Origin of the sequence: Pantoea sp. Ap-870, from assembly GCF_011752515.1 — a bacterium.
Taxonomy (GTDB): Bacteria; Pseudomonadota; Gammaproteobacteria; order Enterobacterales; family Enterobacteriaceae; genus Pantoea; species Pantoea dispersa.
The window spans coordinates 323454-342421 of the sequence record NZ_VWXG01000002.1 but is presented as its reverse complement, the minus strand read 5'-3'; the positions used below and the strand labels follow the sequence as shown (position 1 = coordinate 342421).

Sequence of the window (18968 nt, the reverse complement as noted above, 5' to 3'; positions counted from 1 at the left end):
TTAACACAACCAAAGCGTATGGCAGGCGATGGCGCGCATTGACGGTCAGCTGCCTGCCGGGCAATGACTCTTCACTCTTTGTCACTGATTCACTGAGGCCTTCATGCAAAGCACACTCAAGCATTTCAGGGTACTGACACTTGCCGCGGGTATTCTGGCGTCGTTTTCCAGCGCATCGGTTTTGGCTGCTCAGCTGGTCATTATGCAAAACGAACCGCCGCGCAGCATGGACCCGGGCAATCAGACCGCGACCTTTACCGGCACGGTGCTGGACCCGATGTATGAAGGCCTGACGCGGCTCGGTGACGATGGCAAAATCATGCCGGCCCTTGCGCTCTCATGGCATGCCGACGACAGCGGACTGCACTGGGAATTTACGCTGCGTCCCAACGTTAAATTCCACGATGGCACGCCATTTAATGCCGATGCGGTCGTTGAAAACTTTCAGCGTCATCTGGATACGAAGCGCGGTCTTGCCGGAAGTGGGAAAATTCGCACCTTTATTCAGGACGTGCAGAAAAAAGATGACTTAACCGTCACCTTTACACTGAAGAAAATTAATCCGGCGTTTTTAACCGTGCTGGCCTCCGGTCCGGGATTAATGGTGAGTCCACAAGCTGACAAAGCCGGCACGATCAATAATAAAGCCGACGGTACCGGACCCTATAAACTGGCGCAGTATAAATCCGGTGAATTTGTCCTGGAGCAGAAGAATCCGGACTATTGGGGCAAGTCTGCCGGGCCGGACGAAATAAAATGGACCTGGAGCAGTGAGCCGTCAGTCATGAATATGGCGCTGCAATCCGGTCAGGTCGATATTATTAACCCGGTGCCGCCGCAATTTGCCGGCATGTTAAAAAATAATCCCGGCGTGCAGTTAAAACAGTCGCCGGGCGCGGCGGTATTCTGGATCGATCTCAATACGCAGAGTAAAGCCCTCAGCGATGTCAGAGTACGCCAGGCGCTGAACTTCGCGACCGACCAGCAGGCGCTGGTAAAAGCGGTGATGTTTGGTTATGCGCAGCCGGCCAATTCCCCACTGGCGCCGGTCGATGCCAACTACGACAAAGCGTTGCATGACTATCCATATGATGTGCAGAAAGCCAAAGATCTGCTTAAGGCAGCGGGCTATGCCGACGGCTTCGCCATGTCGATTGCCGTGCAGGCACCTGACGCACGTACCGCGCAGGTTCTGCAGGGTATGTGGAGCAAAATTGGCGTCAAACTCAGCGTGCGCCAGATGGAGAGCGGCGTATGGGCCAAAGCGGCGTTTGCCGATGCCAAAGAGAAAGCCGCGCAGGGTACGGACGCGGTGCTGGCGTCCTGGTCCTCGGGGCTGTACGGCTCGGATCTGCAGTTGCGTCCGCTGTATCACAGCAGCAGCTTTGCGCCCGGCGGGGCTAACCTCGGCTTCTTCAGCGACAAACGTACCGATGAGCTAATCGACAGCGCCGCCTCCACGCTCGACGATGCCCAGCGCAAAGCGCTCTATTTCCAGGCACAGCAGCGGATCAGCGGACTCGCCCCGCAGGTGCTGCTCTACTATCAGGACGATCTGTATGCGACGCGCAAAAATATCAGTGGCGTGACAATGCAACCGGGCGGCCAGATTGTGGTCCGTGATGCCGTGAAGAAATAGTGCTGATGGCTGATTGATATGAAAGCGTATGTCGCAAAAAAGGTGCTCTCGCTGCCGTTGATTATCTTCGGTGTGTCGATCATCGTGTTTATCGCCATCCGCGCGTTGCCGGGCGATCCGGCACGCCTGATGGCCGGCCCGGAAGCGCCGCAGGAAGCGGTGGACAGTATGCGCGTGCGCCTCGGGCTGGATCAGCCTTTGCCGCTGCAATACGTCAGGTTTGCCGGTGAAGCGCTGCATGGCAATCTCGGGCTGTCGCTGCAGTCGCAGCGTCCGGTGATGACCGAAATCAGCGAACGCCTGCCGTACACGCTGTCGCTGGCGGCGCTGGCGTACCTGCTGGCGATTGCCATCGGCGTGCCGGCGGGCATGACCGGGGCCATTTACCGGCAGCGCATTCCCGATCAGATCGTCATGGTACTGACCATTGCCGGTGCCTCGATTGCGAACTTCTGGCTGGCGTTGCTGGCGATGAACTACTTTGCGGTACAGCTCGGCTGGCTGCCGCTACTCGGTGCTGATTCGTGGCGCAACTATGTGATGCCGACCGTTACGCTGGCGATTCTCCCGATGGCGATGATTGCGCGGATGACGCGCTCCAGCATGCTGGATGTGCTCAGTCAGGATTACATCCGTACCGCCAGAGCCAAAGGGTTATCGTCGGCCAGCGTTAACTGGAAACACGCGCTGCGCAATGCGCTGATACCGATTGTCACCATCGTCGCGCTGAATTTTGGCAGCCTGATCGGAGGTGCAGTGGTGACAGAGTCGGTGTTTAACTGGCCGGGTATTGGCCGCCTGCTGGTGGATTCGGTGAAATACCGCGACTATCCGGTGATTCAGGGCGTAACGTTAGTGGCGGTAACCGGCGTGGTGTTGATGAATCTGGTCGGTGAGATAGTGATTGGCTTGCTCAACCCGAAAATAAGGTTCGACTGATGAACAGTTTCGACACGTCTCTCCAGCCGCCGCCCGCGCGCCGCCGCCAGATCGTGAGGTTTTTGCTTGGCAACCCTTCCATCACGACCGGAGGCGGGCTGGTGCTGCTGGTGGTGCTGGCTGCCCTTTTTGCACCGCTGATCACTCACTGGGATCCCATCGAGCAGGATCTGTTGAACACGTTGCAGGCACCTTCCGTTGCCCACTGGTTCGGCACCGATGATTACGGCCGCGATATTTTTGCCCGCGTCATCTATGGCGCGCGCATCACGCTATTTGAGGTGAGTCTCAGCGTGGCCATCTCAATGGCGATCGGCATTCCTCTGGGCATCATCTCGGGGCTGGCTGGACGCAAAATTGATGCGCTGATCATGTGGCTGATGGATATTATTTTCGCCTTCCCCGGCATCGTACTGGCGATTCTGATTGTCAGCGTGCTCGGCGAGGGGCTGACAAACATGCTGATCGCCATTTCGTTGTTCTCGATCCCGGTGTATGCACGTCTGAGTCGCAACCTGACGCTGGGACTGAAAAATATGGAGTATATCGAAGCGGCGCATATGCTTGGCGTGCGATACCCGCGCATTATCACGCACTATATTCTGCGCAACGCCATTGGCCCGCTGATTGTACAGTCGACGCTGACGGCTGGTGCGGTGGTGCTTTCTGCCGCCAGTCTGTCGTTTCTCGGGCTCGGCGTGCAGCCGCCGATGCCGGAGTGGGGCACCATGATGAGCGATGGCCGCAACTTTCTCGGGCTAAATATTTACGTCTCCCTATTTCCCGGACTGGCGATTTTGATTACCGTGCTCGGTTTTAATGTGCTGGGCGACGGCCTGCGCGATGTAATGGATAAACGTTTATGACTCACCCGCACTCAACCGTGATCTGCCTCGATTTGGGCGGCTCCTTTATTAAGCTTGGCGTGATGGATACACAGGATCGGCTTACCCTGCTCGATCAGCAAAAAATCCCGGCGACGGACTGGCAGGCTTTTTGCGCCAGAGTCAGCGAGATGATCGCCGGGCAGCATAACCATTTCAGCAGCCAGGCGGCTGTCGCCATCTCTACGGCGGGCATTGTGGCACCGCAAACCGGCGAAATGTTTGCCAGCAACATCCCGGCTTTTCACCGGCGTAATCTGGCGCGGGAACTGGGTGAGGTGCTGCAGCGGCCGGTGATCGCGCACAACGATGCCGACTGCTTTGCCCTGGCCGAAGCGCTGGCCGGCAGCGGCAAAGGGCACAAAGTGGTGTTTGGCGCGATTCTCGGTTCCGGCGTGGGCGGTGGTCTGGTGGCGGACGGCCGCATTATCACCGGACAAAACGGCCTGACCGGCGAATGGGGCCACGGGCCGATTACCCTCACGGAAGTGACGCTGGCACATGGTCGCGTGCGCGTGCCGCGCCAGGCGTGCCCGTGCGGCCAGACAGGATGTCTGGACACCTACGGCGGCGCGCGCGGGCTGGAAACGCTGCATCAGGTGCTGCACGCTGAAAGCGCCAGCAGCGTGGAAATCATTGCCCGCTGGCAGCAGGCAGAAGCGCGGGCGCAGCAGACGATAGAAGCCTGGCTGCAACTGGTGAGCGAGCCGCTCGCCTACACCATTAACATTACCGGCGCGTCGCGGGTGGCGGTAGGCGGCGGACTGGCTTCGGTCACCCCGCTGATTGCTGCGCTTAATGATGCGGTGCAGCGCTGTGTGTTGCGCAGCACAGCGCATGCGCTGGTGGTGCCGGGCGAGTTTGCCCATCAGGGCGGCATGGTGGGCGCGGCGCTGCTGGCGCGGCAGGCGCTCAGCGCGTCCTGAGCTTTTGCCCTTTCGCCCGTTGCTCGCGCTTTTCGGTTACCGTGTTGCGCTCAAGACTTCGTTGAACCCGATTCAACCTTAAATGCGCTAAGCTTGACGCGCTAAAACCCGCAGCAAAGAGGCTGGTGAACAGACACTGTCGCCAGCCTCTTTGCTGTTTTTTTCACCTGCGGTACGGAAAAAAACATGTCATCAGTACAACCTCAACTCTCTCAGCTCCCGGACGAGGCCTCGCTGCCGCGTCACAGCGTGCCAAAAGCGCTGTTCGCGCTGGGCACCGGTGGATTTGCCATCGGCACCGGTGAATTTGTCATCATGGGCCTGCTGCCCGATGCGGCGAAAGGCCTGAACGTCACGATTCCTGAGGCCGGCCATCTCATCAGCATTTATGCCCTCGGCGTAGTGATTGGCGCGCCGCTGCTGGCTATTCTCGGCGCGCGGGCTTCACGGCGTAATTTCCTGATGACGCTGATGGGCCTGTTTGCGCTGGGTAATCTGCTGAGCGCTGTCGTGCCGGGCTACCCTGCGATGCTGGTAGCCCGCTTTCTGGCGGGCTTTCCGCACGGCACCTTCTTTGGCGTTGCGGCGCTGGTGGCGGCAGGACTGGTGGAGCGCGCGCGGCGCGCGCAGGCGGTGTCGATGGTGTTGCTGGGATTAACCATCGCCAATCTGATTGGCGTACCTGCCGTTACCGCCATCGGCCAGTGGTTTGGCTGGCGTGATGCGTTTGCCATCGTCGGCGGACTGGCGCTGCTGACGCTGCTACTGGTGTGGCTTTGGGTACCCAATGTGGCCGGTGACAAGCAGGCCAGTCCACTGCGCGAGCTCTCGGCGCTGACGCGCAAGCAGGTTTTGCTGACGCTGGCAATTGGCGCGATTGGCAGCGGCGGCATGTTCTCGGTATTCAGTTACGTTAAACCCACCATGATGGAACTGGCCCACCTGCCGGAGAATCTGGTGCCGGCGATACTGGCGCTGTTTGGTCTTGGCATGATTATCGGCAACCTTGTCGGGGGACGTCTGGCCGATCGCGGGCTGGAGAAAACCATCCGCATTGTGCTGGTGTGGTCGCTGCTGGTATTGAGCGCGTTTGTCTTTGCCGCGCATTATGCGCTGGCGGGCGCGCTTAACGTGATGCTGGTCGGTACCATGGTGGCGCTGGGAAGCGTGCTACAGATCCGCCTGATGGACGTGGCCGGTGATGCACAAACCCTGGCGGCCGCGCTTAATCACTCCGCGTTTAACATTGCCAACGCGCTGGGGGCGTGGCTCGGCGGCATCACCATTTCCGCCGGGCTGGGCTGGCAGTCTACCGGCTGGGTTGGGGCCATTCTGTCCGTGCTGGGGCTGCTGATTCATGCCGTTGCGGTGCGTGATGCGCGCCGGACGCCGGCGCTCGCCATAAAATAATTTTTACCGCGCGGGAATAAACGCCGCGCTGGTTCGTCTTATGCCCACTTTTCCTTACTGAGTTGGCTAAGATGAACTTTAAACCTACGGTCAGACATCTGCCGTTGTTACTGCTGGTCGTCATTATTCCCGGATTACTGCTGGTGCTGTTTCTTGCTGCAGGCGGCTGGCTGACGCCGCAGCGCCTCAGTGCGCAAAGTCTGGTGCAGTCGCTGCAGCAAAACAGCGGTGTGCATCCGGGATACCGGCGCAATCATGCCAAGGGCGTGTGCGTTACCGGTGATTTTACCTCCAGCGGCAATGCGGCGTTTCTGTCACGCGCCAGCGTTTTCCAGCCGGGTACGGTGCCGGTGATTGGCCGCTTTGCCATTGCCGGCGGTAATCCGCACGCGCCGGATTATGGCGTGCCGGTGCGCAGCCTGGCGCTGGAATTTCAGCTGGCGCACGGCGAGCAGTGGCGTACCGGCATGAACGCGCTGCCGTTTTTCCCGGTCAGTACGCCGCAGGCTTTTTACGATCAGCAGCAGGCCAGCCGACCGCTGCCGCAGACCGGCAAGCCTGATGCGCAAAAGCTGATGGCGTTTACCGTTGCCCATCCCGAAGTTAAACCGTTCTTTGCCTGGGTAAAAACCCACGTACTGGCCGCCAGCTGGGCACAGGAGCAGTACAACAGCCTGAATGCCTTCCGCTTTACCAATGCGCAGGGGGAAACGCGCTTTGTGCGCTGGAGTCTGGTGCCGCGTACGCCATGGCAGCCGATTAGCGCCGCTCAGCAGCAGCCGGATTATCTGCAGAGCGACCTGCACGACCGGCTGGCGACCGCACCGCTGAAGTGGGATCTGGTGATCAGCGTGGCTCACCCCGGCGATGCGGTGAACGATGCCAGCAAGGTGTGGCCAGCCGATCGGCAGCAGGTTGTCGCCGGTACGCTAACGCTGCGCGACAGCAGCCCGCAACAGGGCGGCAGCTGCAATGACATCAATTACGATCCGCTGATCCTGCCGCAGGGCATCAGCGGTTCGGACGATCCGCTGCTCAACGCGCGCTCCGCCGCTTACGCGAAATCTTTCAATCTGCGCACGGCTGAACAGGCGCGCCAGCAGGAGAAAAAATCATGAGTCACCAGACAACCCTGTTTCATCCGCTGCTGCGCATCGTACACTGGTTGATGGCGCTGGCCGTGCTGACCATGCTATTTATCGGCGTGGCGATGGTGGCGGATATCTCGGCTGCCCATTCGCTGCTGCTGGCGATACACAAACCGCTCGGCGTGGTGATCGCGTTGCTGGTAGTCGTGCGTATCGGGCTGCGGCGTTACTATGGTGTGCCCGCCATGCCCGCGTCGGTGCCTGGCTGGCAGCAAACGGTGGCACATTTGACCCATCTGGCGCTCTATTTTCTGATGCTGGCGCAACCGCTGGTAGGCTGGGCAATGCTGTCGGCAGGCGGGTTTCCGGTGACGATTGGCGAGGGACTGGTGCTGCCGCCGCTGCTGCCGGTTAGCGTGGAAAGTTATGCCGTGCTGCGCCCGTTACACTCGCTGCTGGCGTTTAGTCTGTTCGCGCTGATCCTGGCCCATCTGGCTGCCGCGCTGCTGCATGGTCTGATTTTACGTGATGGCGTGCTGAGTAGCATGACCGGCCTGCGCCGGGTGCGAGAGCAAAAATAATGTCTGCATTGAGCGATGACGAAATCCGCGCATTACTGCCGCATTTGCAGCGTTTTGCGCTGGGGCTGACGCGTGAGCGCATGGCCGCTGAGGATTTGGTACAAAACACGCTGGTCAAAGCACTGGACGCGGCGCGCGATGACACGCGCAGTCTGCGTGCCTGGCTATTTTCCATTCTCTGGCATCAGTTCATTGATGGCGAACGGCGCCGCAAGCGCTGGCAGGCGATTATGACGCTGTTCAGCCGCGCCGAGCCCTTTGCCGAGTCGGCTGAGCATCACGCCATCGCCGATGAGATGCTGGCGCTGTTCGCCCGTCTGCCGGCTGACAGTCGCGCATTGCTGCTCCTGGTTAACGTGGAAGGCATGCGTTATCAGGAAGCAGCTGACACGCTGGACATTCCGCTGGGCACCGTGATGTCACGGTTGTCGCGGGCGAGAAAACAGTTGCAGCACATGACCGAAGGCCTGCCGGCCCCGGTGACGTTGAGGAGATTAAAATGAATATCCCGCCCGATGAGAACCAGCTGCACGCCTGGCTGGATGGTGAACTGGATAGTGCCAGCCATCAGGCCGTCAGCGACTGGTTGGTGCAGCATCCTGACATCGCCGCCCAGGTTGAGGGCTGGCGTCAGGACAAGCTGCGCTTGCAACAAAGCCTGCAGCGCAATATGGCGCGAACCACCTTTACGCCACTGCAGCCGGCACAGCTGCGCCAGCGGCGTGCGCGGCAGCGTTATCAGCGGCTGGCGCTGGCCTGCTCGCTGGTGCTGGCGTTGGGGATCGGCAGCCTGTCCGGCTGGCAGATGACTGAACGCTTACAGAATCATCCGTTACCGATGGAGGATGCGGTACAGGCTTACCGGTTATTCGGCGATGGCGCGCAGCAGGCGACGATGGACATTAGCACCCACCAGACGACACAGCTGGCCAGCTGGCTGGGCCGCTATTTTATCAACGGTACGCTGCCGCCCAATCTGGAGCGCTTTGGCTATCAGCTCATCGGCGCGCGCCTGATGGCGAATGAGCATGGCGCCTCGGCGCTGGTGCTGTATCAGACCGCCAGCGGCACGCGCGTTGGCTGGTACATCCGCCCGCAGACCGTGCGGCTGGAAAAGGGATCGCGCCAGGCGGACAACCTGGTGGCGCAATACTGGAGCGATCGCCACTATAACTATGCGCTGGTGAGCCCGATGAGCGGCGAAGCCGCACCGGCGCTGCGTGCTGCGATAGGCAGCGAAGTGGGCTAATTCATTTGCCTGCCAGCTTGGCCTGCAGGAACGTCATAAATACCCGATTGATCTCGCTGCGCTGGCGATGCTGCGGATACAGCGCATTCAGGTGCAGCGAGGCCGGATGCCAGTCATCCAGTACCGTCACCAGCTCACCTCGCGCCAGCGCCGGAGCCACGATAAACTCCGGCAGCAGGATCATCCCCAGCCCGGCGACGGCCGCATCACGCAACATTTCTCCGTTATTGCTGACCATCGGTCCCTGGACCGCCAGCACTTTACGCGTGTCGCCCTGAAACAGCTCCCAGCCGGTCTGGCTTTCACGCCCATAGCGCAGACAGAGATGGTGCAGCAGATCCTCCGGCTCACGCGGTGCGCCGGCGCCCTGCAGGTAGGCCGGGCTGGCGCAGATCACGCGGCGGAATTCCCCCAGCCGTTTGGCGATCAGGCTGGAGTCCGGCAGCGTGCCGATGCGAATCGCCATATCAAAACCTTCACCCACCATATCCACATGCCGATCGGCCAGTTCCACCTGGAACTGGATACCGGGATGCTGGCTCAGGAATTCGGCGATATAAGGGGAAAGATGGCTGATGCCGAACGACATCGGCACGCTGAGACGAAAACTGCCGCGCAGCACCTGACGACGACCGGACACCGCCAGTTCGGCTTCCTGCACATCATCCAGAATGCGCTGCGCATGCTGGGCAAACAGCTGGCCGTTGTCGGTAACGGACAGTTTGCGCGTGTTGCGATTCAGCAAACGCGCCCCGAGCGACTCTTCCAGCGCGGCGATGCGTCGGCTGACGTATTGCTTCGAGAGCATCAGCTGTTCAGCCGCAGCGGTAAAGTTGCCCGCTTTGATTACGGCGACGTAAATCCGGAGATCTTCAATCTGCATATTGTCCACTTATCTGTGACAGTCATTGTCATACAGGCGCATTGTTGGGCAAATCAGTTTACGTATACTGGTCAGCAACGGGAAGGGCCTTCGCCCTCCAGCTAAAAATTTAAGGAGCAGACCATGATTGAACAACGACTGTCCGAACAACGTGGCTTAGGCGATCACGGCTGGCTGCATTCACGCCATACCTTTTCGTTTGCCAGCTACTGGGACCCACAACAGACCGGTTTCTCCGATCTGCTGGTGATTAACGATGATCAGGTAGCACCGGGTCGCGGTTTCGGTGCGCATCCGCACAACAACATGGAGATTATCTCCTACGTGCTGGAAGGCGCGCTGGAGCATAAAGATTCCATGGGTACCGGTTCGGTTATCGTGCCCGGTGACGTGCAGCTGATGAGCGCCGGCAGCGGTGTGACGCACAGCGAGTTTAACCACTCGAAACAGGACAATGTGCACTTCCTGCAGATCTGGATTGTGCCGGCAGAACGCGGTACTGAGCCAGGTTACCAGCAGGTGTCAGTGGCAGAGGCCGACAAACGCGGCCAGTTGCGCCTGATTGTTTCGCCACAAGGCGACAACGGCTCGCTGCGCGTACGTCAGGATATGCGTATTTACGCGGGACTGTTTGACGGTGCTGAGCAGCAGACGCTGGAACTGGCTAACGATCGCTATGCTTATATTCATGTGGCGCGCGGCAGCATTGAAGTGAATGGCGTGAGCTTTAAAGCCGGCGATGGCGCGCGCGTACGCAATGAGACGGCGCTGCAGTTCGCTAACGGTAACAATGCTGAAGTGCTGGTGTTTGATTTACGACCAGTAGAAGTTAATCATCCGCAGCGTTAATTCATTGCACGGTAAGTCATCGAGGCATGGCGTGAACCTTCACGCCATGCCTTTTTATTTGGCTTAAGGTACGAATAATAACCAGCGCCTGGCAGGTCCGGCATAAAATAGGAATTTTTACCTTCCACAAAAATGCAAAGCCCCTTAAATTTGCCTCCAGGATAAGCACGCTACGCCAGGTATTTGGCGGCTAAACAACAAACAAAGTTAACACTATTACATTCCATTAGAATTAATGGTAATGAGGATTTTGATGGTTTTAAAACGCAGCTTTAATATCGCAGTGGTATTGGTTTTAGCCTTTTCTGTAACGGCTTGTGGTATGTCTCATCGTGGCCGCAACACCGCCATTGGCGCCGGTGTGGGTGCGGTGGGCGGCGCCGTTCTGACCGGCGGCAGCACCTTCGGTACCCTCGGCGGCGCGGCTATCGGCGGCCTGATTGGTCACGAAGTCAGCCGTTAATTTTACCGGTACTCAGGATTTCGCCAGCGGGAATGCTGGCGAAATCATTTCACTTCATAACCCGCCGTCAATAGCCCCGCGTTGAAATATTCATCGGCCAGAAATTTCTTTATTTAATCCGGCCATCAATTATTACCGCTACCGCTTAAAAAATATTAATCGATCTGTAGCTGATGAATCATCAGAGCGGCGCGTGCGGCTTCTTTGCCTTTTTTAATAAAATGTTCGGTATAAAACGCTTCAATCGCATCGACCGGCTGAAAATTGTGCGGAGTGAGTGATACCGAAAACACCGGAACATTGGTGGCGAGCTGTACATTCATCAGGCCATCGACGACGGCCTGCGCGACAAAGTCATGGCGATAGATGCCACCGTCGACCACCAGCGCGGCGCAGACAATCGCATCAAATTTGCCGGTTTCGGCCAGGCGTTTAGCCAGCAGCGGCATTTCAAACGCGCCGGGTACGTCATAGCTTTTTAATGTATTTTCGACGCCTTGTTCGGTCAGTTCCTGCTCAAATCCCACCAGCGCGTTGTTCACGATCGCCTGATGCCATCCTGCTTTAATAAAAGCCACACGAAACTTATTCATAATGCTTCCATGATTAGCTGAAAAATTTATAAGTGAATAATAAAAAAGTCTTTTTTATCATCTGCCCGCTATCCGTCTGGTATACCATATGTTGCAATTTTGATCCACAACGCGGGCAGCGCAGTTAACGTGCTGCTTGACGCCAGCCAGCGCCTGCAATACAAATAGACGCGTCGGGGGAGTCTCGCCTGAGAGACTGAGAGGCTAATAGCGCACTGCGCGGCTTAGCGACCCTTTGAACCTGACCCAGTTGATACTGGCGTAGGAAGACTGACGGCTCATGTGCAAAGCCGTCTGGCGCAAAGGCGAGCCCGATCGCTGGCGTCGATTCCCTTCACCTGTATCTGCGGGTCTCAGTTATCACTGAGAGGCCGATGTGAATTTCCCAGATTATTTACCGGAACGTGATTCATGAGCCGCTGGAGCGTGCTCGGTAGCGGCGTGTCCGGGCTTTGTGTTGCCACGCTACTGGCTGAGCGCGGCGAAACCGTCGAGGTCATTGATGATGAAGCGCGTCAGCCTGCCTCGTGGTTTGCCGGTGGCATGCTGGCGCCGTGGTGTGAAGCTGAAAGCGCGCCAGCCGACGTAATTACCCTCGGCCAGCATGCTGCGGCATGGTGGCAAACGCGCGTCAGCAGCGTGGTGCATCAGGGTACGTTAGTGCTGGCACCGCCGCGTGATAACCCGGAGTTAAACCGCTTCGCGCGCATGACGACGGCGCATCAATGGGTTGATCCGGCGTCGCTTGAACCGGCGCTGGAAAACCGGTTTGCGCGCGGACTGTTTTTCCCGCGCGAAGCACATCTCGATCCGCGCCGTGCGCTGGCTGAACTGCGTGACAAACTGCTGCAGCGCGGCGTCCGCTTTGATGCGCGCCAGCCATCGGGCCGGATCATCGACTGTCGCGGTATCCATGCCAGAGCGCAGCTCTCCGGCCTGCGCGCGGTGCGTGGGGAAATGCTGATCCTGCAGAGTCATGAGGTGTCATTTTCCCGGCCGATTCGTCTGCTCCATCCGCGTTTTCCCTGTTATCTGGTGCCGCGTCGCGACGGCCACTTCATGCTCGGCGCCACCATGATCGAAAGCGACGATGCCAGCGCTATCAGCGCGCGCGCCATGATGGAACTGCTCAGCGCGGCCTACACCCTGCACCCGGCGCTGGCGGAAGCGCGCGTCATCGAAAGCGGCAGCGGTCTGCGTCCGGCATGGCCGGCTAATCTGCCGGAAATCCACTATCACAACGGTATTTTTTATCTTAACGGCATGTATCGTCACGGTTTTCTGCTGGCACCAATGATGGCAGAACAGCTGATGCAGCGCCTGTCCGGGGAGGTTAGCCATGAATATTCAGCTTAACGGCCGCACCATCAGCACTGAGGCCAGCAGCCTCAGCGAATTGCTGATCGAACAGCAAATCGATGCGGTCTGTGTTGCCACCGCCTGCAATGGCGATTTTGTGCCGAAAAGTCAGTATGCCAGCCTGCAGTTGCAGGAAGGCTGGCAGCTGGAAGTCCTGTCACCGATGCAGGGAGGCTGAGCGATGTTTTACGATTTTACACCGCAGTCACGCTTGCTGCTCGGCACCGCAGGCTACCCTTCACCGGCGATTTTGCAGCAGGCGATCGCCGCATCCGGCAGTGAAATTATCACTGTCAGCCTGCGCCGCGAAGGCACGGCGGGCGCGGCTTTTCGCGAGCTGCTGACAGGCCTGAATGTGCACGTGCTGCCCAATACCGCTGGCTGCCACACGGTCAAAGAGGCCGTCACTACCGCGCACATGGCGCGCGAGCTGTTTAACACGCCGTGGATCAAGCTGGAAGTGATTGGTCATGCCGACACGCTGCAGCCCGATCCGTTCGCGCTGGTCGAAGCGGCACGCATTCTGTGCGCCGACGGCTTCCAGGTGTTTCCCTACACCACGGAGGATCTGATTGTCGGTGAAAAACTGCTGGCCGCCGGCTGTGAACTGCTGATGCCGTGGGGCGCGCCCATCGGCTCCGGCCAGGGACTGCGAAATATTGACGGGCTGCGGGCGATGCGAGCCTGGTTCAGCGATATTCCACTGATCATTGATGCCGGCATCGGCGCACCGTCACAGGCAGCGCAGGCTATGGAGATGGGCTTCGATGCCATCCTGCTCAATACCGCCGTGGCGAAAGCGGGCGATCCGGTGGCGATGGCGCGCGCGTTCAGCCAGGCGATCGCCGCCGGGCAGGGCGCGCGCGATGCCGGGCTGATGGAGAAGCGTGATATGGCCGTGGCCTCAACGCCGATCTTCGGCCTCGCTAACCTGAACTAAGGAGCGCGCAATGGAACGCTACCAACGCCAGATGATGCTGCCGGAAATTGGCGTCGTCGGGCAGCAGAAACTGGCTCGCGCCCGCGTGCTGGTAGCCGGTGCCGGTGGGCTGGCCGCCACGCTGCTGCCTCAGCTGACGGGCGCGGGCGTCGGTCAGCTGTGCCTGTACGATGATGATCAGGTCGCGCTGCATAACCTGCATCGCCAGACGCTGTTCACCCTGCAGGATGTGGGTCGCAGCAAAGCTGTGGCGGCGCAGCAGGCTTTGCAGCAGCGCAATCCTGAGGTGCAAATCGAAGCGGTGCCCGAGGCGCTGAGCGCCAGCAATATCGCGCAGGCGCTGACGGGGTGCGATCTGGTGATTGATGCCGCCGATAACTTCGCGGTGACTTACCAACTGTCTGATGCCTGTTTCCAGGCAGGCATACCGCTGATCAGCGCCTCGGTGCTGGGTCGTCAGGGCTATGCTGGCGGTTTTTGCGGCGGCGCGCCGAGCTATCGTGCGCTGTTTCCGCAGCTGCCTGCTTCCGCGGCTAACTGTAACACCGCTGGCGTGATGGGCCCGGCCGTGGCGGCGCTGGGGGCGATGCAGGCGCAGATGGCGCTCAGCGTACTGCTCGGGCTGCAACCCTCACCGCTCGGCTGCATGGTCAACTGTGACTTCGTCAGCTGGCACTTTCGTTCGTTCCGCTTTGATGCGGCACAGGAACCGGCCCAGCCCGGCGTGCCGTTTATTGATGCTCACCTGTTACAACCCGGAGACTGCATTGTGGAGCTGCGCAGCTGCGAAGAGGCGCCTGCCAGCGTGGCCGATCGGGTTGAGCGCGTATTGCCGCACGAACTGGACGCCTGGCAGCCACCGGCGGATCGCCGCATCGTACTGGTCTGCGCCAGCGGCATCCGGGCGGCGCAGGCGGCCAGCGCGCTGGCGCAGCGCGGCTTTAATCAGCTGGCGATTCTGGCGGCGCGCCGGCCATGACGCAGGACATCCGCTTTGACCAGGTGAGCTTTGCCTGGGGCGAAAAACAGCTATGCGATCGGCTCAATTTGCAACTGCGCGGCGGCAAAACCACGGTGCTGCTGGGCTGCAGCGGCATTGGTAAAAGCACGCTGCTGCGTCTGGTGGCCGGCTTAGTGCAGCCGCAGCAGGGCAGCCTGAGCGGTATTGCGCAGCACGTGGCATGGATGGGGCAGCAGGATCTGCTCTATCCGTGGCTGACGGTGCTGGAGAACGTGATGTTGACGGCGCGTCTAAGCGGTGCGAAGCCGGACCGCGTGCGGGCGCACCATTTGCTGGCGCAGGTGGGACTGGAAGACGAGGCGCAAGCCGCGCCCTCACAGCTCTCGGGTGGTATGCGGCAGCGGGTCGCGCTGGCGCGCACGCTGTATGCGCAGCGCGAGCTGGTGCTGATGGATGAGCCGTTCGCCACGCTGGATGTGATGACTAAACACCAGCTGCAAACGCTGACCGCGACGCTGCTGCGCGGCAAAACGGTGCTGCTGGTGACGCACGATCCGCTGGAAGCCTGCCGCATGGCTGATGACATCCTGCTGTTGCACGGCCAGCCGCTGCAGGTGACGCACTGGCCTGTGCCGGCCGGTACGGTGCCGCGCGCGCTCAATGATGCCCGACTGCTGCAGGCGCAGGCCGAACTCTTTTCCCGACTGAATTCCTATGAAAAAACTGAGTAGTGCTGTCTACCTGTTCGCGGTAGTGCTGGGCGTGTGGCTGCTGGCGCGGCACAACGGCGTTCCGGCATTTCTGCTGCCCGCGCCGCAATCGGTGCTGGAGGCTCTGTGGCAAAAGCGCCAACTGCTCGCGCATCACGCGCTGTTCACGCTGGCAGAAATCGTGCTGGCGCTGCTGCTGGGCGGCGGCGGTGGCGTGGTGCTGGCGGTGCTGATGGCCTCCAGCCCGCTACTGCGTCGGATGCTGTTTCCGCTGGTGACGGCCAGCCAGACCATCCCGGTATTTGCGCTGGCCCCGCTGCTGGTGTTGTGGCTGGGTTTTGGCATCGCGTCAAAAGTCGTGGTGGCGGCGCTGATTTTGTTTTTCCCGCTGTGCCTGTCGCTGTTCGACGGTTTATGCCGTACGCCTGCCGGCTGGCTGGAGCTGGCGCAAACGCTGTATCCCTCGCGCTGGCGAATTTTCTGGCGCGTGCGCTGGCCGGCTGCGCTGCCGCAGTTTTTCGCCGGCCTGCAGATGGCGGTGGTGCTGGCACCCATTGGGGTGGTGATCGGCGAGTGGGTCGGTGCCAGCGAAGGGTTGGGCTACCTGATGATGCAATCCAACGCGCGGCTGGAAACGGCCACCAGTTTTGCCGCACTGCTGCTGTTAATGAGCCTGGCGCTGCTGCTCTCAGCGGCCGTGGCGCTGGTGCGTAAAAAATTTCTCTGGCAATCATACTAAGGAACTTGAGTGAATAGACTTCTTCGTGCCATCGCTTCGTTACTGCTGCTGGCCACCATCAACGCGCAGGCAGCCGAAAAGGTGCGGCTGCTGCTCGACTGGTTCATTAACCCCAACCACGCGGCGATCTTTGCCGCTCAGTACAGCGGGGCGTTTAAACAACAGGGGCTGGATGTCGAGATGATCGCACCGGCGGATTCCGCATCAGTGCCGCTGTTACTGGCGGCAGGCAAAGCGGATCTGGCGATTAGCTATCAGCCTCAACTCTATACGCTGGTGGACAAGCAGGTGCCGGTGATCCGGGTTGGTACCCTGATTAACCAGCCGCTGAACACCCTGACAGCGGTATCGGGCGATATCCACAGTATTAAAGACTTCGCCGGTAAATCGATTGGCTATGCGATTCCCGGCGCGGAAGATGTGGCTATCCGCAATATGCTGAAATCGCAGGGCGTCGACGTTAACAGTGTGAAGCTGGTAAATCTGAATATGGACGCCGTCTCCGCGCTGCTGACGCATAAAATTGACGGCGCGTTGACCATCTTCCGTAACTACGAGCTGCTGGATTTGCAGGACAAAGGCGCAAAGCCGGTGTCGTTTAAACCGGAAGATTACGGCGTGCCGGCCTACGATGAGTTGATTATTCTGGCCAACAGCAACACGGCGGCAAACGATCCTCGCATCCCGGCATTTCTGCGTGGGCTGGATGCGGGCATCGCCTGGCTGCGCGCTCATCCGCAACAAGCGTGGCAGGCGTTCATTAAGCGTTATCCTGAACTGGATACGCCACTCAATCATCAGGCCTGGCAGGCGACGCTGCCTTATTTTGCAACGCACAGTGCGGAATTCAATCAGGCGCGTTATCAGGCATTTGGTGAATATATGAAAGCCAACGGGCTGATCACCACCGTGGCGCCGCTGGCGCGCTATTCACTGTAATTCGTCCGCTTGCGCCGTTTTCCCTGGCCGGGAGAACGGCGCGCGTTGACATTGCGTGCGGCCGGGGGACAAACGGAGACCCGCATCCCCGGTTTTCGGAAAATACTGGATTTCTGTGACTGTTATCACTGCGCGGGTAACGCTAAAATAAATACTTCTCATTTAGCAGAAGGTTTTTCGTCACGATGTTTTCGCGTTTCACACTGGCCACGTTAACGGCCACACTCCTGCTCACCGGCTGCGCGCGTCATGCTGCCAGCGACAGCAGCGCTGATGCTGCCGCCGCAGAAGCCCCGGCTACCGCTTCCGCTCCGGTCGAAAACAACGACAGCGCTTCGCCGTTTGCCAGCGGACCGACCGTCATCAATGTCTCCCATCTGGTGACGCGCACCGACGATGGCTCATCCGTGTACGTGACGGTGGATGGGCAGGAAGCCGGACTGCTGCAAAAGGGCGAGAGTAAAGAGCTCCGCGTTCCGGCCGGTAAACACCAGATTGGCGGCTACGTGCAAACACTGTTTGGTTTTGGCAAAGTGACCATTCCTGCGGTCGATGTCACCACAGACACCAATGGCCCGAAAAACGTGGTCTATTCCGTTACGCGGCAAAAACCGCAGTTCAGCGAAAGCGCTGCCACGCCAAACAACTCCTGATTGACTGCGGTGCGGGCCAGATGTCGGCACCGTTGATCGAAGTCTGGGGCAGGGCGTAATGCGCTCTGCCTGAACGGTCAGATAATTAAGTCGACATGCTGGCCACCCGGCATCTTTACACCCAGCGTCAGCTCTCCACCCAGCGCCTCAATGTAGCGCTTCAGCGTGGAGATTTTTAACTCTGCGCCACGCGCTTCCATCGCCGCCACAGATGACTGGGCAATGTGCATGGCCTGCGCTTGCTGACGCTGAGTCCGCTGCATCTGCTCACGTAATTGATAAAGCTGGTATTCCAGACGCATCTGGCTGACGCGTTCATCGACCTGATGTTGCTGTTCGGGCGTCAGCGCCGCCAGCATCTCATCCAAGGTTTTCATTATGAGTTTCCCCGATTGCGTTCAGATGATGATGGTATTCGGTTTCGGCAATGTGAAGCATCTGCTGATAGAAACGCTTCTGATTTTTACCCTGTTTGTTGCCGGCACACAGCACAATCGCATGGCGGCGCGGATCGAAAACAAAAAAGCTGCGGATGGGACGACCTTTACTTTGCACGCGTAGCTCTTTCATATTGGGCACCCGCGATAACATCAGAGTATCAACGAAAGGGCGACCGAGATGCGGACCGTCCTGCGCCAGAAGCTTCAGGGCGGCAAGCACGTCGAGACGCAACGCTTCATCCTGAGCCTGCAACCATTTCCAAAACCGATCTGTTGCTTCAACCTGCCACACGATGCCATCCTTGATAGTCTGTAGTCTATTTTATCGTCTGCAGTCTATCAAGGCTCGCGGATTAAAAAATCCGTGACGGGGAATTTATCTCATCTTTCGAGTCTGGCTCGCAAAAAACAGCGGTAAAGCGCAGCGCAATAAGCCATCAGTGCATCAACGCATACACGACATCAATCGCGTTGATGACCAGGAAGAACAGGATAATGTGGGTGAGGGCATTAACGGACATCGCTTTGGGTTGAGACATCATCAGTCCTGAATAATTAACGTGAATACAGTGAAGTAACGTTAAATATTACCTGTTAAGAATAAGATTACTATGCTGTGCCACGGTTATCAGAGGTGCCGGACGGCTGCGTTCTCATGCGCGGATTCAGAAGGCACAGCATTTCATTTGCTTGCGGCCGCGCGTCCTTAATTTTAAAGATAAA

Annotated in this window: 23 protein-coding genes and 1 riboswitch; of the genes, 19 read left to right on the top strand and 4 right to left on the bottom strand. The window is 59.0% G+C overall.

Features of this window, described 5'->3' with window-relative positions:
• Nucleotides 1–103: 103 nt before the first annotated feature.
• From F3J41_RS07675 to F3J41_RS07635, 9 genes are all read left to right on the top strand, one after another.
• Nucleotides 104–1639 (top strand): ABC transporter substrate-binding protein, encoded by a 1536-nt coding sequence (locus F3J41_RS07675; protein ID WP_059009281.1) that lies wholly within the window; start codon nt 104–106, stop codon nt 1637–1639.
• Nucleotides 1640–1657: 18 nt separating this feature from the next.
• Nucleotides 1658–2578: an ABC transporter permease gene (locus F3J41_RS07670; protein ID WP_021508908.1), complete on the top strand. Its 921-nt coding sequence runs from the start codon at nt 1658–1660 to the stop codon at nt 2576–2578.
• Nucleotides 2578–3444, top strand: a complete 867-nt coding sequence (locus tag F3J41_RS07665; RefSeq protein WP_021508909.1) for an ABC transporter permease — start codon at nt 2578–2580, stop codon at nt 3442–3444. The genes F3J41_RS07670 and F3J41_RS07665 overlap by 1 nt, the downstream gene beginning before the upstream one ends.
• Nucleotides 3441–4388 carry an ROK family protein gene (locus tag F3J41_RS07660; protein ID WP_166710524.1) on the top strand — a complete coding sequence of 316 codons (948 nt, stop codon included), beginning with the start codon at nt 3441–3443 and terminating at the stop codon, nt 4386–4388. Before F3J41_RS07665 ends, F3J41_RS07660 begins: the two co-directional genes overlap by 4 nt.
• 186 nt (nt 4389–4574) lie before the next feature.
• A complete protein-coding gene (locus F3J41_RS07655; protein WP_059009278.1) occupies nt 4575–5798 on the top strand; it encodes an MFS transporter in 1224 nt (407 codons plus the stop codon).
• A gap of 71 nt (nt 5799–5869) precedes the next feature.
• Nucleotides 5870–6916, top strand: coding sequence for a catalase family peroxidase (locus F3J41_RS07650; protein WP_058770331.1), 1047 nt, complete (start codon nt 5870–5872; stop codon nt 6914–6916).
• Nucleotides 6913–7467 (top strand): cytochrome b, encoded by a 555-nt coding sequence (locus F3J41_RS07645; protein WP_104187562.1) that lies wholly within the window; start codon nt 6913–6915, stop codon nt 7465–7467. The genes F3J41_RS07650 and F3J41_RS07645 overlap by 4 nt, the downstream gene beginning before the upstream one ends.
• Entirely contained in the window at nt 7467–7970 is a 504-nt protein-coding gene (locus F3J41_RS07640; protein ID WP_058781060.1) for a sigma-70 family RNA polymerase sigma factor, read from the top strand. Before F3J41_RS07645 ends, F3J41_RS07640 begins: the two co-directional genes overlap by 1 nt.
• Nucleotides 7967–8716 carry an anti-sigma factor gene (locus F3J41_RS07635; protein WP_021508915.1) on the top strand — a complete coding sequence of 250 codons (750 nt, stop codon included), beginning with the start codon at nt 7967–7969 and terminating at the stop codon, nt 8714–8716. Before F3J41_RS07640 ends, F3J41_RS07635 begins: the two co-directional genes overlap by 4 nt.
• Before the next feature lies 1 nt (nt 8717).
• On the opposite strand, the gene F3J41_RS07630 is transcribed toward F3J41_RS07635, so the two are convergent.
• The gene (locus F3J41_RS07630; RefSeq protein ID WP_127835000.1) at nt 8718–9599 is read right to left on the bottom strand and encodes a LysR family transcriptional regulator; all 882 of its coding nucleotides are present in this window, start codon (nt 9597–9599) and stop codon (nt 8718–8720) included.
• A 123-nt stretch (nt 9600–9722) separates the two neighbouring features.
• On the opposite strand from F3J41_RS07630, the gene F3J41_RS07625 reads away from it, so the two are divergent.
• Complete coding sequence (locus F3J41_RS07625) at nt 9723–10448, top strand: pirin family protein (RefSeq protein WP_021508917.1); 726 nt, start codon at nt 9723–9725, stop codon at nt 10446–10448.
• Nucleotides 10449–10701: 253 nt separating this feature from the next.
• Entirely contained in the window at nt 10702–10911 is a 210-nt protein-coding gene (locus tag F3J41_RS07620) for a glycine zipper 2TM domain-containing protein (protein WP_031279978.1), read from the top strand.
• Between the two features lie 155 nt (nt 10912–11066).
• Here the strand turns inward: F3J41_RS07620 and F3J41_RS07615 are convergent, their stop codons facing one another.
• Nucleotides 11067–11504: a 6,7-dimethyl-8-ribityllumazine synthase gene (locus tag F3J41_RS07615; protein WP_104093410.1), complete on the bottom strand. Its 438-nt coding sequence runs from the start codon at nt 11502–11504 to the stop codon at nt 11067–11069.
• A gap of 165 nt (nt 11505–11669) precedes the next feature.
• A riboswitch (TPP riboswitch) is annotated at nt 11670–11789 on the top strand.
• Nucleotides 11790–11915: 126 nt separating this feature from the next.
• On the opposite strand from F3J41_RS07615, the gene F3J41_RS07610 reads away from it, so the two are divergent.
• From F3J41_RS07610 to F3J41_RS07575, 8 genes are all read left to right on the top strand, one after another.
• Nucleotides 11916–12860 carry an FAD-dependent oxidoreductase gene (locus F3J41_RS07610; RefSeq protein WP_058770326.1) on the top strand — a complete coding sequence of 315 codons (945 nt, stop codon included), beginning with the start codon at nt 11916–11918 and terminating at the stop codon, nt 12858–12860.
• Nucleotides 12844–13041, top strand: coding sequence for a sulfur carrier protein ThiS (thiS, locus tag F3J41_RS07605; protein WP_127834999.1), 198 nt, complete (start codon nt 12844–12846; stop codon nt 13039–13041). Before F3J41_RS07610 ends, thiS begins: the two co-directional genes overlap by 17 nt.
• A gap of 3 nt (nt 13042–13044) precedes the next feature.
• Complete coding sequence (locus F3J41_RS07600; RefSeq protein WP_166710522.1) at nt 13045–13803, top strand: thiazole synthase; 759 nt, start codon at nt 13045–13047, stop codon at nt 13801–13803.
• A gap of 10 nt (nt 13804–13813) precedes the next feature.
• Nucleotides 13814–14782: a HesA/MoeB/ThiF family protein gene (locus F3J41_RS07595; RefSeq protein ID WP_021508921.1), complete on the top strand. Its 969-nt coding sequence runs from the start codon at nt 13814–13816 to the stop codon at nt 14780–14782.
• Nucleotides 14779–15495: an ABC transporter ATP-binding protein gene (locus tag F3J41_RS07590; protein WP_166710520.1), complete on the top strand. Its 717-nt coding sequence runs from the start codon at nt 14779–14781 to the stop codon at nt 15493–15495. The genes F3J41_RS07595 and F3J41_RS07590 overlap by 4 nt, the downstream gene beginning before the upstream one ends.
• On the top strand, nt 15479–16213 hold the full coding sequence (locus tag F3J41_RS07585) for an ABC transporter permease (protein ID WP_166710518.1): 735 nt from the start codon (nt 15479–15481) through the stop codon (nt 16211–16213). Before F3J41_RS07590 ends, F3J41_RS07585 begins: the two co-directional genes overlap by 17 nt.
• Nucleotides 16214–16222: 9 nt before the next feature.
• Nucleotides 16223–17152, top strand: coding sequence for an ABC transporter substrate-binding protein (locus F3J41_RS07580; protein ID WP_059009262.1), 930 nt, complete (start codon nt 16223–16225; stop codon nt 17150–17152).
• A gap of 185 nt (nt 17153–17337) precedes the next feature.
• Entirely contained in the window at nt 17338–17805 is a 468-nt protein-coding gene (locus F3J41_RS07575; RefSeq protein WP_058759022.1) for a hypothetical protein, read from the top strand.
• A 77-nt stretch (nt 17806–17882) separates the two neighbouring features.
• Here the strand turns inward: F3J41_RS07575 and F3J41_RS07570 are convergent, their stop codons facing one another.
• Together F3J41_RS07570 and F3J41_RS07565 are read right to left on the bottom strand one after the other, a co-directional pair.
• Nucleotides 17883–18182 carry a helix-turn-helix domain-containing protein gene (locus F3J41_RS07570; RefSeq protein ID WP_021508926.1) on the bottom strand — a complete coding sequence of 100 codons (300 nt, stop codon included), beginning with the start codon at nt 18180–18182 and terminating at the stop codon, nt 17883–17885.
• Entirely contained in the window at nt 18166–18537 is a 372-nt protein-coding gene (locus F3J41_RS07565; RefSeq protein WP_058781070.1) for a type II toxin-antitoxin system RelE/ParE family toxin, read from the bottom strand. Before F3J41_RS07565 ends, F3J41_RS07570 begins: the two co-directional genes overlap by 17 nt.
• Nucleotides 18538–18968 lie beyond the last annotated feature (431 nt).